Source organism: Pseudomonadota bacterium (assembly GCA_026388255.1).
Lineage (GTDB): Bacteria > Desulfobacterota > Syntrophorhabdia > Syntrophorhabdales > Syntrophorhabdaceae > JAPLKB01.
Window position 1 is genome coordinate 35,179 of sequence record JAPLKC010000042.1, and the last position, 12,905, is coordinate 48,083.

A 12,905-nucleotide genomic window follows, 5' to 3' on the forward strand; every position below is an offset into this window, starting at 1 on the left:
AAGTATGGAACGGGCAAGTATATTAATTGTTGAGGATGAAGACGCACAGAGATCACTCCTTGGGGGTCTTTTAACAAAAGAAGGATATTCCGTAAAGGAAGCCGGTGATGGCAAAACAGCAATCGAGAGATTTAAGGAAGAAGTTCTTGATATCGCCCTTCTCGATTATAAACTGCCCGATACGGATGGTCTCTCCCTCATCAAGGAGTTCAAAGAGATAAACCCTGAAGTGGAAATCATTATGATTACGGCCTTCGGAAGCATAGAAAACGCGGTCAGCGCGCTGAAAGCAGGTGCTACCGAATATTTAACAAAGCCCATAGACCTTGACGACCTGCTTTTCAAGTTGAAAAAAATAGAGGAAAAGAGGCACTTGGTGCGGGAGAATATGGTGCTCAAGGAAACTCTGAGAGACAGACTTAAAGCAGAAGACCTCATCTATTCCGGCGAAAAGATGCACAACGTTGTAAGCCTTATCGTAAGGATCGCAAAGACGGATTCTACCTGTCTGATACGGGGTGAGAGCGGTGTGGGAAAAGAGGTTGTTGTAAACCTCGTCCACGGTTTGAGCGAGAGAAAAAACCAGCCCCTTGTGAAGGTCAACTGTGCGGCCATACCTGAAACCCTGCTTGAGAGCGAGCTCTTTGGATACGAAAAAGGTGCATTTACAGGGGCATATCAGAGAAAAGCAGGCAAGTTCGAATTGGCGGATAAAGGGACAATCTTTCTCGATGAGATAGGCGATATCCCGCTTCTGCTCCAGTCAAAACTATTAAGGGTAATACAGGAAAGGGAAGTTGAACGGCTTGGCGGGCTGCATCCGGTAAAGGTGGATGTAAGGATAATAACGGCAACCAATAAAAACCTTGAAGAAGAGGTAAAAAAAGGGGCATTCAGGGAAGACCTTTTCTACAGGTTGAATGTAGTTACCATTGATATACCTCCCTTGAGGGAGAGGAAGGAAGACATACCGCTGCTCCTTGACTTTTTCCTGAAAAAATATAATGACAGGCATAAGAAAAGCATTAAGGGATTTACAAAAGAATCAAGGGATGCATTGATAAAATATGATTATCCCGGCAATGTAAGGGAACTTGAAAATATAGTCGAACGGGCAATAGTGCTCACAAGAGGTGAATATATATCCAAGGAGGACTTGCCGTCTCTGGCAGAAGGCGAACATTCTGTTACGGAAGGGACTATTAAAGATGTTGTTGGGGCAACGGAAAAGAGGATGGTAATGGAAGCCCTCATGAAAGCCGACTGGGTTCAGACAAGGGCTGCATCTATTATCGGGATAAGCGAACGCATGCTAAGGTACAAGATCAAGAAATATAATATTACAAGGTAATATGCGCCAGGTACATCATTCATCCCCGCATGCTTGCCTGTAGAAATATTAATACGCACTCTTCTTGTGAAAAGATGATATACTTCGCCCATGAAAAAAGTATTCTCCTTTGACCTTGACGGGACTCTCGTCAACGCCGGATTCGGCGATATGGTGTGGAATCACGGTATACCCGAAGCTTATGCAAAAAAATATTCCATGCCCTTTGATGATGCACGGATGCTCATTACGAAAGAATATGCATCTGTCGGTGATTCAAGCATTCTCTGGTATCAAATAGACTACTGGCTGAAGAAGTTTAACCTCCAGGTTACAGCCGGTGAACTACTGAAAAAGTATGAGACATTTATTGAGCTTATTCCCGGTGCAAAAGAGGTTATCGAAAGATTAAAGGAAACATATACGCTTGTTATAGCCTCTAATGCGGCCCGAATATTTGTTGAGAAAGAGCTTGAATATACAGACCTTGCCCGATACTTCAGTCATAGCATTTCAGCAACGACAGATTATAATATGGTGAAAAAAGAGACGGCATTTTATGAAATGGTATGCAGCATACTTAATGTATTGCCTGAAGAGGTTATACATGTGGGAGACCATGAAATATTTGATTTTAAAGTTCCATCAGACATGGGGATAGAGGCATATTACTTCAGGAATTCCGGGTCTGGAAACATGGACAAGGGGCCAAGGGAAAACAACGGAAGGGTTATACAAAACCTTCTGGAGCTTCTGGATAAAATATGAAAACATGTTTTAAATGCAAGGCTCTTGTGTCCACGGAAAAGGTATCCTTCAGGGAAGAATGTCTTCAATGCAGGTCAGACCTTCACGTATGCCTGAACTGCATATTCTACGATGAAGGCAAGGCCAACAAATGCAGGGAGCCCCAGGCAGATTATGTAAAAGAAAGAGACAGGGCGAATTATTGTGAATATTTCAGATTTAAGGATGATCAGGCAAACAAATCAGGCAAGGAAGAGGCCGAAAGGTTGTGGGAAAATGCATTTAAGAAACCGAAAAGTTGAAACTTTTTATATTTTAAGATCTTTTTTGTTTATTGAGTTTTCAAGTGTTGACTGTCAGGAACCCTTAACACCGCAAAAATCATTTTTTCGACCTTATCAATTTTAATTTCAATTTCGTGAGAATATAGAGAAAGGAATTTTCTTAAACCTCGTTCGCTGTAATGTCTTAAATGTGTCCTGTCATTCCAGGCTTTTTTGTTCGGGACTGCCACTAAAATATATGATCCGGGATTTAAAAGCTTGATAACCCTTTCCATCATTTTTTCCGGATTAATTACATGCTCAAGGGTATGAGAAATGATTGCCGAGGAAAATTTCTTATTGAAATCCATCTGTTCGATATTACCGACTAAAAAATCAAACCTTCCCTTACATTCGGGGAAGCCCTCTGCAAGTTTATGTGCCAGATGTATTGCGTAAGGAGATATATCGATAGCTGTAATTATGTAATCTTTCTCGGCGATAATGATGTCTATCTCGCCGCTGCCGCAACCTACATCGAGAATCTCGCTTTTCAAAAAACGACCGTCCAATAAAAAGTTTACAAGACCGCTGCCCCTCCAGAATTCAACGGTCAGGGCAGCAGGGAGAACCTTTTCCCTGTATTCGTAAGACTGGTCATTAACCCGAATAAAATCCTCTATGGATATGTCTTTTTTTACATAAATCCGTGGATCGTCGTCTATTCTTCTCTTTTTTCCCGTAAATAACTTCAGAATATTCACCATTTACATTTTATTCTTCTTAATAATACTTCAGACAAGTGTCTCTAAAAAGTCAACGGCCTCTGCGTTATCGTTTAATGTCTGAACCCACTTGCTGCTAATTACCAGCCGGTCTTGTAAATATTATTCTGTAGCACTCCCTGTCTACTTCAAAACAGGCTGTACAACCGCTTGCTTCGCAGCTTTCGGTGTCTATCTCTTCTTTTGAAGGCAATGGCTCAAGATGTACCTCAAACCCTATTTCGTCATACACCCCAACCATTTCTGATAATCTTGGTTCACATGCAACAAATCTTTTTTCCCAACCGGCTGCTGCAAGCTCTTCCTCTCTCTTCATAATGTTACTCTTTTATTTTAGCTATAAAAAAATCAATTGTCTTAGACAATCCCTTTTCCAGCGATATCCTCGGGTGCCATTTAAGATATTTCTTTGCCTTTGAGATATCCGGGCATCTTCTCCTCGGGTCATCTTCCGGTAATTTTTCAAATATTATATCGGATTTAGAGCCGGACATTTCAATTATTTTCTTGGCTATGGACAGTATTGTAACTTCTTGAGGATTGCCGAGATTTACAGGACCGGGAAATCCGGAAAGGTATGATTTTGTGTAATCCCTTCCCCGCTCATGCTCCCCGGTTTCATAGTCCATCATGCGAATCATACCTTCAATCATGTCGTCTATATAGCAGAAAGACCTTGTCTGGGCGCCGTTTCCGTAAACCGTGATCGGATTGTTGCCAAGGGCCTCGATAATAAAATTACTTATCACACGGCCGTCATCCGGCCTCATCCGCGGCCCGTAAGTATTGAAAATTCGTATAACCTTAATGTCCACCTTATTTTGCCTTAGATAATCGAAAAAAAGCGTCTCTGCCACACGTTTTCCTTCATCGTAGCAACTTCTTCTGCCGACAGGGTTAACATTCCCCCAGTATTCTTCCTTCTGCGGATGAATTTCGGGGTCGCCGTATATCTCACTTGTAGATGCCTGTAGAACCCTTGCCCTTACCCTCTTTGCAAGGCCGAGCACGTTAAGAGCGCCGAGTACATTCACTTTTGTTGTTTTGACAGGATTATACTGGTAATGGATGGGGCTTGCGGGGCAGGCAAGATTGAATATCCATTCTACCTCAAGATGCACAGGCTGGGTTATGTCATGTCTGATGAACTCAAACCGGGGATGACCAAAAAGGTGTGAAATATTTTCTTTGGCGCCGGTAAAATAATTGTCGAGGCATAAGACTTCATGCCCGTCTTTAATAAGCCTGTCGCACAGATGAGAACCTATAAAACCGGCTCCGCCGGTGACAAGCACTTTTTTAGGGGAATTATATGTGCAATAATTATACATTTTAATTCCTTCAGCCTTTAACCTTCAACCTTTTACTTTCCTTGTACTTCAGGCCTTCCTATGCATACATAATTAAAGCCCATCTTTGCCATTACTTTCGGATTGTACTGGTTTCTGCCGTCAAATACAACATGGGCTTTCATGAGAGATTTCATCCTTTCAAAATCCGGCTCTCTGAAGGAAAGCCATTCTGTGACAAGGATCAAGGCATCCGCACCTTCAAGTGCTTCGTATTGATTTTTTACAAAACTGATATCCGGATTTCCTTCAAAATACTTTGAGGCAACCTCCATTGCCTTGGGGTCGAAAAGTTTGCAGAATGCCCCCTCTTTTGTAAGGGTATCTATTATATAAATAGAAGGGGCTTCCCTCATATCATCCGTATTTGGCTTAAATGCAAGCCCCCATACGGCAAACCTTTTCCCCTTAATACTGCCGCTGTAAAATGCCCTGATTTTATCTGTAAAGGAAATCCTTTGGCGCTCGTTGACATCCATTACTTCCTTCAGTATGGAGGGTTCATATCCGTAATTCTGTGATGTTTTTATAAGTGCCCTCACATCTTTCGGAAAACAGGAACCGCCAAATCCCACGCCAGGGAACAAGAATTTTGGGCCTATACGGGAGTCGCTGCCCATGCCTCTCATGACCATCATTACATCGGCGCCGAGCTTTTCACAGATTTCTGCAATCTGATTCATAAAAGATATTCTCGCTGCGAGCATCGAGTTGGCAGCGTACTTTGTCATCTCACTCGACTTTACATCCATGACGAGAAATGGGGCTCCGGTTCGCGTGAAAGGCGCGTAGAGTTCCCGCAAGATCTCCTCCACCCTGCCGTGCTCCACACCGGCAACCACCCTTTCCGGCTTCATGCAATCATCTACTGCCACGCCTTCTTTTAAGAACTCAGGGTTTGAGGCGATATCAAAGGGCACATCGACCCCACGTTGCTTCAACTCTTTTGTTATCGCATCCTTCACCTTTTCGCATGTCCCTACAGGGACTGTCGATTTCACTACAACTATTCTGTATTTCTCGATTATCTTCCCTATACTGGCTGCAACATCCATTACATACTGGAGGTCGGCAGAGCCATCCTCATCCTGAGGAGTATTAACACAGATAAACATGATCAAGCCATGATCGACTGCCTTTTTTATATCTGTTGTAAAACTCAGTCTTCCTTCTTTTATGTTGTTTTTTACAATTTCTTCAAGCTGGGGCTCATAAATAGGTATTATACCCTGATTTAGCTTATCTATCTTTTCACCGTCAATATCGATACATATAACATCGTTGCCTGTTTCTGCAAAACAAGCGCCTGATACAAGACCGACATATCCTACGCCAATAACAGAAATGTGCATTAAACCTCCTGTTTTTTTCTTTATTTTTACCCTGCAACATCCCTTAAAGTCAACAGGAAAAGCAGAAGATAGGATTTGAAGCAACAGGCTTTAATACCCCCTTCCAGCTTCTATCTTCCGCATTTTATTTGCATTGCCATTCGTAGTATGTTAAAAAATATATATGGAAGTGGGCTTGACTCGCTTTTTTAATTTTTGGGACAATGGTATCCGAAAGGGAAACAATAGAAAAGATCGAACGTATTTTAACGCCTATCCTCGAAGAGGACTGCTTAGAACTTATTGATATTGAGTTTAGACCGTCAGGGAAAAGATGGCTGCTGAGAATATACATTGAAAAAGATGGCGGAGTAACAATTTCAGACTGCGCAAAAGTCAATCGGGAGTTCGGTAGAACCCTTGAAATAGAAGATATTATCGAGCATCCGTACACGCTCGAAGTTTCCTCACCAGGACTTACGCGACCGCTAAAAAATATTAATGATTTTAAGAGATATGTTGGAAAACAATGCAGAATAATAACCTCGAAACCGTTACAGGAGAGAAACGAGTTTTCCGGTGAAATTATCCATGTAACTGAAGACGAAGTAGAGCTCAAGGGAAAAATTGATGTATTTACAATCCCAATATGTGATATAAAAAAGGCACATTTGGATTTCGGGATTTAAGGAGTAACTATGTATTTTGATTTAAATTATGTCATTGAACAGGTGGGAAAAGAGAAGGGCATATCAAAAGATACTCTCATAGAAACCCTCGAAGAGGCGATACTCTCAGCGTCAAAGAAAAAATTCGGCAACCACCTTGATCTGGAAGCACGATACAATGAAGAGCTTGGAGAAATAGAAGTCTTCCAGTTTAAAACAGTAGTCGAGGAAATCAATGACCCGGATTCAGAGATACCCCTTGAAGAGGCAAAAATACATGATCCGGATTGCCTGACAGGTGACAGCATAGGAATAAAAATGAACACATCTTCCCTCGGAAGGATTGCAGCACAAACAGCGAAACAGGTAATTCTGCAAAAAGTAAGAAATGCAGAGAGTGATGTGATCTATAACGAATATAAAAATAAGAAAGGTGAAATAGTAACAGGCGTGGTCCAGAGGGTAGAGAAAAACCTTTATATTATTAATTTGGGAAAAACAGAAGCCATTCTCCCGGTGAAAGAAACTATTCCTGGTGAAAATTACCGGCAAAGAGATAGGGTTAAAGCCTGCATTATCGACACAGAAAAGGATCAAAAGGGCTGCAAAATCCTCATGTCGAGAACCCACCCTGATTTTCTTAAGAAGCTCTTTGAACTGGAAGTGCCGGAGATTCAGGAAGGCATTATAAAAATTATAAGTGCTGCAAGGGAACCCGGAGAAAGGGCAAAAATATCCGTATACAGCGAAAATTCCGATGTTGACCCGATAGGAGCCTGTGTTGGCGTAAAAGGTTCAAGAGTTCAGGCAGTTGTTCAGGAACTGAGGGGCGAAAAAATAGATATAATACCATGGACAAAAGATATCGCAAAATTTGTGTGCAATACCCTTGCGCCTGCGCGCGTGTCGAAGGTATATATCAATGAGGAAGAACACTCAATGGAGGTTATTGTCAACGATGACCAGCTTTCCCTTGCGATAGGGAAAAAAGGCCAGAATGTCAGACTTGCATCAAAACTCACAGGGTGGAAAATAGATATCAGCAGCGAGTCTGAGGTAGAAAAAACATCTCAGAGGATAATAGACGAGCTCATGGGGGATTTGGAGGTCAGTGAAATCCTTGCACGGATTTTGCACGATGAGTACTTAAGAGACATGCGGGATATAGCCAAGCTGACGCCGGAAGAATTAAACAAAATAACAAGCATTTCTGTTGAGGATTGTACGCGGATTATTGATAAAGCAAAATCAATAATGAATATTGCGGGGACTAAAGGTAAAGAGAACGTTTAAAGATAAATAAAGTTCACGGTTTACAGCAAGATTTTTTGTTATTACTGTGAACCCTGAACGATCAAGTAAGGACTTAGGTAATTATATGGCGAAGATAAAATTAACAACCCTTACCGATAAGATGAGCGATGATGAAATCCTTGCTAAGCTGAAAAACATCGGGGTTAAATTTAACGAGAAAGATAAAGAAGAAGTGCTTCAGGAAAGGAAAGACGATAAAACACCAGTTTCAGGCGAAACGGTTATAGAAAAGAGAATCGCATCCTCAATCATCAGGAGAAGAGTTCAACCACCTCCCCCTCTGCCGAAAGAAGCAGCGGTATCTAAAGAAACAATAAAATCTCCGGAGAAAGAAACCGCGGCGAATAAAATAATTAAAGAAAAGAGAGAAAAAGCGCGGGTTATTTCTGAAAAGCCAATATTAATGCCACAGGAACCGTTGGAAACTGAAGGGGTAGCCTTAAAGAAAAAACCATTACCACTATCTGAAGTTCTTATGGTAGAGGTCAAAAAAGAAGAGATTGCAGAGGAGCCCCAGGAAGAAAAGCTAAAGGGCGATACAGAGGTCATTGCCGAAGAAAAAAAGAAAGAGATTACAAAGGTACTGGAAGAAGCATATAAGCATGACCTTGAAAAGGACGTCACCCTTGGTGACAAGGAAAAAGAAGAAGAGGAACGGAAAAAGAAAAAATCAGAAAGACTTCTGAAAAAACTTGAAGAACAGGAACTTGAAGAACAGAAACTAAAAAAGAAAAGTCCCCTTAAGAGAAAGGTGATCATAAAAGAAGAAGACCTGTATGCATTCAGAAGACGGAAAGGAAAGCCTGCGACCTTCAGAAAAGACAGGCAGGAAAGGGGAACCGAAAGGAAGACGGAAGAGGAAAAACGGCTTGAGATAAAGCCGGCAAAAAAGACTATAAAAATCGGGGATGGAATTCAGGTTGATATACTGGCAAAAAAACTGGGCGTAAAAGCCCAGGAAGTCATTACAAGGCTGCTATCCCTTGGGGTGATGGCGACGATCAATCAGACTGTGGATTTTGATACTGCATATCTTATAACAACAGAATTAGGTTTTGAGACGGAAAGGTCCCTTTCAATAGAAGATGAGTTTATAGCAAAAGAAGAAGATGAGAAGGGAAGCGTTGAAAACTTGAAACCCAGGCCGCCGGTGGTGACTATAATGGGTCATGTCGATCACGGTAAAACCCTACTTCTCGATACAATACGCCACACAAAGGTAGCTGAAGGAGAAGCAGGCGGCATTACCCAGCATATCGGGGCATATGTTGCTGATGTAAATGGAAAAGAAATTGCTTTTATAGACACCCCGGGGCATGAAGCTTTTACAGCCATGAGGGCTCGGGGCGCCAGAGTTACGGATATAGTGATTCTTGTTGTAGCTGCTGATGATGGTGTAATGCCACAGACAATTGAGGCAATGAATCATGCAAAAGCTGCGAATGTTCCAATAATTGTTGCAATCAACAAAATAGACAAACAGAATGCAAATCCGGATAAAGTGATAAAAGACCTTGCCGAGTTTGGCCTCTTACCTGAAGAATGGGGAGGTACAACATTATTCTCAAAGATATCTGCAAAAAAGAAGGAAGGCATACAGGAACTTCTTGAATTGATTGTTCTTCAGGCAGAGATGCTCGAATTGAAGGCGAACCCGGATAAAGCAGCAAAAGGCATCATCATCGAGTCAGAACTTGATAAAGGCCATGGCCCTGTTGGAACGGTTATTATCCAGGAAGGAACCCTGAAAATCCAGGATCCTTTTATTGCAGGAAGCATGTTCGGAAGGGTGCGGGCTATGTTTGACGATAAGGGACGCAGGATACAGAAGGCGCCTCCTTCCACCCCTGTCCTGGTAGTAGGTTTTCAAGATGTTCCTCATGCCGGTGACAGGTTCATTGTTACCACAGAGGAGGGATATGCAAGGGAACTTTCAAAATTCAGACAGGAGAAGTTGAAAGAACAGGGGGCGTTGAAGAACTCAAGAACAACTCTGGAAGAGCTTTATACTAAAATGGGTGAATCTGAAAAAACGGTTTTGAATTTAATAGTCAAAGGTGATGTAAGGGGAACGATAGATGCAATTATTGAAACATTGGATAAAATGTCCAACAAACTTGTGGAGATTCAAATCATACACAGTGGCGTTGGTGCGATTACAGAAACGGATATAAACCTTGCCATGGCTTCAGGGGCAATTGTTATAGGATTTAATACAAAACCGGTAGGAAAGGCTCAATCACTTGCAGAGCATGAGAAAATAGAGATACGGACATACTCCATCATATATGATATGATTGACGACCTGAAAAAGGCTATGGAAGGTATGCTGGCGCCGAAAATCGTAGAAACAATCATCGGAAAAGCAGAAGTAAGAAAGGTATTCAGTGTTTCAAAGCTTGGTATAATAGCCGGTTGCTATATGGTTGAGGGAAAGGCGACCAGAAATGCTTTTGTGAAGGTATTGAGAAACAATAGTACCCTGTTCACAGGTAAGCTGGCATCCCTTAAAAGATTCAAAGACGATGCAAAAGAGGTTTTGACAGGGTATGAATGTGGGATTTCAGTAGAAAATTTCAACGACGTTCAGGAAGGAGATACCCTTGTTCTTTTCATAGAGGAGAAGGAAAAACAGACTCTTGATGGTTAAAAAAAATGGTAGTCGGTGTTTCAAGCATAGAGATCTTTTTACCGGAAAATCATTCATTAAAAGACAAAAGGCATGCGGTAAAAAGGATAGTGGAAAAAACAAGGGCAAGGTTTAACATATCTATTATGGAAATAGAGCAGACAAACCTTTGGCAAAGGGTAAAGATAGGATTTTCAATAGTCGGAGTAAAAAAAGACCATGTAAACCAGGCTATCGATAATGTTTATGCATATATAGAGTCTTTATATATCGGCAAAATAATAGACACACGGACTGAAATAATAGTAATAGGCAATGAGATATAGACGGCTTAAACTTCAGGACCTCCTTCGCGAGGAAATTTCTTTGATGATCCAGAGAGACATAAAAGATCCGGGATTAGGCTTTATAACCATTCTCGATGTGAACATAACTGAAGACCTCAGATATGCAAAGGTACTGTGCTCAATATACGGAAGCGATGAGGAAAAAAAGAAAACAATACAAGCGCTGAAAAGAGCCAAGGGGTATATGAAAGTCCTCCTGGGAGAGAGATTGAAACTGCGGTATACACCGGATATCAGCTTTGTTATTGATGATTCCTATGAGAAGATTGCCAGGATAGAAGAAATCATAAAAAAGGAAGCTCATGATCGAGGAAATTAGGCAACTTATAGATAAAGGGAATAAATTCCTCATAACCACCCACATGGATCCTGATGGCGATGCCCTGGGCTCGTCATTCTCAATGTATTATGCCTTGGAAGCGCTTGGTAAAAAAGCAACTGTTTTTTTAAAAGATCCGGTACCCTACATGTATAGGTTCTTACCAAAACCGCTGCAGATGACCCATGAGTTTCCCGTTGATCAATATGATGCAATTTTTGTCCTTGATTGTGGAAACCTTTACAGGGTAGGAGACGGGTTTGAAAGGTTGAAAGGTATGGGCGCTTTCATAAATATTGACCACCACAGAACAAGCGAGGCCTTCGGCGTTGTTAACCTGATAGATGAGCACGCTTCATCCACGGCTGAAATACTCTACGGGCTCTTTCGCGCACTAAAGATACCGATAACGTTTGATATGGCAATAAACATCTATACTGCAATCTTTACCGATACAGGTTCTTTCAGATATGACAATACGGGTTCCAGCGCATTCCTCATCTGCGAGGAAATGACAAGGCTTGGCGTAAAGCCTGCTTATGTGTCCCAAATGGTTCACGAAAATCACCCGAAAGAAAGATTTTGGCTGCTTGGTCTGGTCTTTTCGACAATGGAAACATACTATCAGGACAAGGTGGCAATTGCATGCGTAACAGAGGAGATGTTTAAAAAAACTAACACTGATAAGGATTATTCCGATGGTTTTGTAGAATATTTTAGGGAAATCAGGGGTGTTGAAGCGGCAATCCTCATAAGGGAGATTAATAAACAAAGATACAAGATCAGTATGAGGTCAAAAGGGTTTGTAGATGTTGCTGCCATCTGTGGATTCTTCGGCGGCGGTGGCCATAAAAATGCAGCAGGTTGCACAATGGATGGAACACTTGAAGAAGTAAAAAATAAACTTAATGAATGTTTCCTTAAGGAATTTATATGAATGGTTTTTTAATTGTCAATAAAGGTGCGGGCATGTCTTCATACGATGTCATTAGAAGATTGAAAAAACTGAGCCCTTTCCAAAAAATCGGATATATCGGGACGCTTGACAGAAACGCTACAGGAGTTTTGCCTGTTGCAATTAACGAAGGGGTAAAGCTGATACCTTTTTTTGAAAATGAAATTAAAGCCTACAGGGCAAAAATACTTCTGGGGGTCACAACAGACACCTTTGATATTGAAGGCAGGGTGCTTACAACTGTAACCCCTGATAAATTTGAGAAAGAAACTATAGAAGCCCTGCTGGGCCGGTTTAAGGGTAAAATTACACAGCAGGTCCCTATTTACTCTTCCAAGAAAATCCATAGAAAACCCATGTATAAACTGGCGCGCAAAGGGATAGCCATAGATCCACACCAAAAAGAAGTTGAGATCTTCAGCATAGAACTCCTTGATTATTCACATCCCCATATAGATATAGAAGTTGTATGCTCCAAGGGGACATATATAAGGGCGCTTGCAAACGATCTTGGGGGCATGCTTGGCTGTGGCGCAACCCTGTTTTCTTTAAAAAGGACCCAACATGGCGAATTTACCCAGGAGATGAGCACAGATATAGAGACTTTCAATAGTAAGGATGATATATTAAACTCTTTAATATCACTGGAAAATGTTTTAAAATCTTTTAATGGGATTTTGGTGTTGGAGGCCATAGAAAGGTTCATGAAAAACGGGATGCCCATTCCACTACTCGGCAATTCCAGGGGATGGAAGGATGGCGAAACAACGAAACTACTCAATAATAAAGGTACCCTCATAGGAATCGGTATGACAGATCTGGCTTCGAAGACGATAAAAATCAAAAGGTTGATAAACAATTAAGGAGG

At 41.5% G+C, this 12,905-nt stretch carries 14 protein-coding genes; 10 read left to right on the top strand and 4 right to left on the bottom strand.

The window, feature by feature from the left end:
- Nucleotides 1–4: 4 nt before the first annotated feature.
- The 3 genes from NT178_05380 (at nucleotide 5) to NT178_05390 (ending at nucleotide 2,379) form a co-directional block, all read left to right on the top strand.
- On the top strand, nucleotides 5–1,351 hold the full coding sequence (locus NT178_05380) for a sigma-54 dependent transcriptional regulator (GenBank protein MCX5811963.1): 1,347 nt from the start codon (nucleotides 5–7) through the stop codon (nucleotides 1,349–1,351).
- Nucleotides 1,352–1,441: 90 nt separating this feature from the next.
- Complete coding sequence (locus NT178_05385; protein ID MCX5811964.1) at nucleotides 1,442–2,098, top strand: HAD family hydrolase; 657 nt, start codon at nucleotides 1,442–1,444, stop codon at nucleotides 2,096–2,098.
- Complete coding sequence (locus NT178_05390; protein ID MCX5811965.1) at nucleotides 2,095–2,379, top strand: hypothetical protein; 285 nt, start codon at nucleotides 2,095–2,097, stop codon at nucleotides 2,377–2,379. The genes NT178_05385 and NT178_05390 overlap by 4 nt, the downstream gene beginning before the upstream one ends.
- A 29-nt stretch (nucleotides 2,380–2,408) precedes the next feature.
- Here the strand turns inward: NT178_05390 and NT178_05395 are convergent, their stop codons facing one another.
- The 4 genes from NT178_05395 to NT178_05410 form a co-directional block, all read right to left on the bottom strand.
- Nucleotides 2,409–3,107: a class I SAM-dependent methyltransferase gene (locus NT178_05395; GenBank protein ID MCX5811966.1), complete on the bottom strand. Its 699-nt coding sequence runs from the start codon at nucleotides 3,105–3,107 to the stop codon at nucleotides 2,409–2,411.
- A gap of 94 nt (nucleotides 3,108–3,201) precedes the next feature.
- Complete coding sequence (locus NT178_05400) at nucleotides 3,202–3,441, bottom strand: hypothetical protein (GenBank protein ID MCX5811967.1); 240 nt, start codon at nucleotides 3,439–3,441, stop codon at nucleotides 3,202–3,204.
- Nucleotides 3,442–3,445: 4 nt separating this feature from the next.
- Nucleotides 3,446–4,456, bottom strand: coding sequence for an SDR family oxidoreductase (locus tag NT178_05405; protein MCX5811968.1), 1,011 nt, complete (start codon nucleotides 4,454–4,456; stop codon nucleotides 3,446–3,448).
- Between the two features lie 32 nt (nucleotides 4,457–4,488).
- Complete coding sequence (locus NT178_05410) at nucleotides 4,489–5,826, bottom strand: UDP-glucose/GDP-mannose dehydrogenase family protein (GenBank protein ID MCX5811969.1); 1,338 nt, start codon at nucleotides 5,824–5,826, stop codon at nucleotides 4,489–4,491.
- A 203-nt stretch (nucleotides 5,827–6,029) separates the two neighbouring features.
- Between NT178_05410 and NT178_05415 the strand changes: the two genes are divergently transcribed.
- The 7 genes from NT178_05415 (at nucleotide 6,030) to truB (ending at nucleotide 12,900) form a co-directional block, all read left to right on the top strand.
- On the top strand, nucleotides 6,030–6,494 hold the full coding sequence (locus NT178_05415) for a ribosome maturation factor RimP (GenBank protein MCX5811970.1): 465 nt from the start codon (nucleotides 6,030–6,032) through the stop codon (nucleotides 6,492–6,494).
- Between the two features lie 9 nt (nucleotides 6,495–6,503).
- Nucleotides 6,504–7,766: a transcription termination factor NusA gene (gene nusA / locus NT178_05420; protein ID MCX5811971.1), complete on the top strand. Its 1,263-nt coding sequence runs from the start codon at nucleotides 6,504–6,506 to the stop codon at nucleotides 7,764–7,766.
- 85 nt (nucleotides 7,767–7,851) lie between these two features.
- Nucleotides 7,852–10,437, top strand: a complete 2,586-nt coding sequence (infB, locus tag NT178_05425; GenBank protein ID MCX5811972.1) for a translation initiation factor IF-2 — start codon at nucleotides 7,852–7,854, stop codon at nucleotides 10,435–10,437.
- A gap of 5 nt (nucleotides 10,438–10,442) precedes the next feature.
- Nucleotides 10,443–10,742: a DUF503 domain-containing protein gene (locus tag NT178_05430; protein MCX5811973.1), complete on the top strand. Its 300-nt coding sequence runs from the start codon at nucleotides 10,443–10,445 to the stop codon at nucleotides 10,740–10,742.
- Nucleotides 10,732–11,082 carry a 30S ribosome-binding factor RbfA gene (gene rbfA, locus NT178_05435; protein MCX5811974.1) on the top strand — a complete coding sequence of 117 codons (351 nt, stop codon included), beginning with the start codon at nucleotides 10,732–10,734 and terminating at the stop codon, nucleotides 11,080–11,082. The genes NT178_05430 and rbfA overlap by 11 nt, the downstream gene beginning before the upstream one ends.
- The gene (locus NT178_05440) at nucleotides 11,066–12,019 is read left to right on the top strand and encodes a bifunctional oligoribonuclease/PAP phosphatase NrnA (protein MCX5811975.1); all 954 of its coding nucleotides are present in this window, start codon (nucleotides 11,066–11,068) and stop codon (nucleotides 12,017–12,019) included. Before rbfA ends, NT178_05440 begins: the two co-directional genes overlap by 17 nt.
- Entirely contained in the window at nucleotides 12,016–12,900 is an 885-nt protein-coding gene (gene truB, locus NT178_05445) for a tRNA pseudouridine(55) synthase TruB (protein MCX5811976.1), read from the top strand. The genes NT178_05440 and truB overlap by 4 nt, the downstream gene beginning before the upstream one ends.
- Nucleotides 12,901–12,905 lie beyond the last annotated feature (5 nt).

Bases quoted from the DNA above. Each gene is read 5' to 3' on its own strand.
- NT178_05380 (MCX5811963.1), top strand. From the start codon at position 5: ATGGAACGGGCAAGTATATTAATTGTTGAGGATGAAGACGCACAGAGA.
- NT178_05385 (MCX5811964.1), top strand. From the start codon at position 1,442: ATGAAAAAAGTATTCTCCTTTGACCTTGACGGGACTCTCGTCAACGCC.
- NT178_05390 (MCX5811965.1), top strand. From the start codon at position 2,095: ATGAAAACATGTTTTAAATGCAAGGCTCTTGTGTCCACGGAAAAGGTA.
- NT178_05395 (MCX5811966.1), bottom strand. From the start codon at position 3,107: ATGGTGAATATTCTGAAGTTATTTACGGGAAAAAAGAGAAGAATAGAC.
- NT178_05400 (MCX5811967.1), bottom strand. From the start codon at position 3,441: ATGAAGAGAGAGGAAGAGCTTGCAGCAGCCGGTTGGGAAAAAAGATTT.
- NT178_05405 (MCX5811968.1), bottom strand. From the start codon at position 4,456: ATGTATAATTATTGCACATATAATTCCCCTAAAAAAGTGCTTGTCACC.
- NT178_05410 (MCX5811969.1), bottom strand. From the start codon at position 5,826: ATGCACATTTCTGTTATTGGCGTAGGATATGTCGGTCTTGTATCAGGC.
- NT178_05415 (MCX5811970.1), top strand. From the start codon at position 6,030: ATGGTATCCGAAAGGGAAACAATAGAAAAGATCGAACGTATTTTAACG.
- nusA (MCX5811971.1), top strand. From the start codon at position 6,504: ATGTATTTTGATTTAAATTATGTCATTGAACAGGTGGGAAAAGAGAAG.
- infB (MCX5811972.1), top strand. From the start codon at position 7,852: ATGGCGAAGATAAAATTAACAACCCTTACCGATAAGATGAGCGATGAT.
- NT178_05430 (MCX5811973.1), top strand. From the start codon at position 10,443: ATGGTAGTCGGTGTTTCAAGCATAGAGATCTTTTTACCGGAAAATCAT.
- rbfA (MCX5811974.1), top strand. From the start codon at position 10,732: ATGAGATATAGACGGCTTAAACTTCAGGACCTCCTTCGCGAGGAAATT.
- NT178_05440 (MCX5811975.1), top strand. From the start codon at position 11,066: ATGATCGAGGAAATTAGGCAACTTATAGATAAAGGGAATAAATTCCTC.
- truB (MCX5811976.1), top strand. From the start codon at position 12,016: ATGAATGGTTTTTTAATTGTCAATAAAGGTGCGGGCATGTCTTCATAC.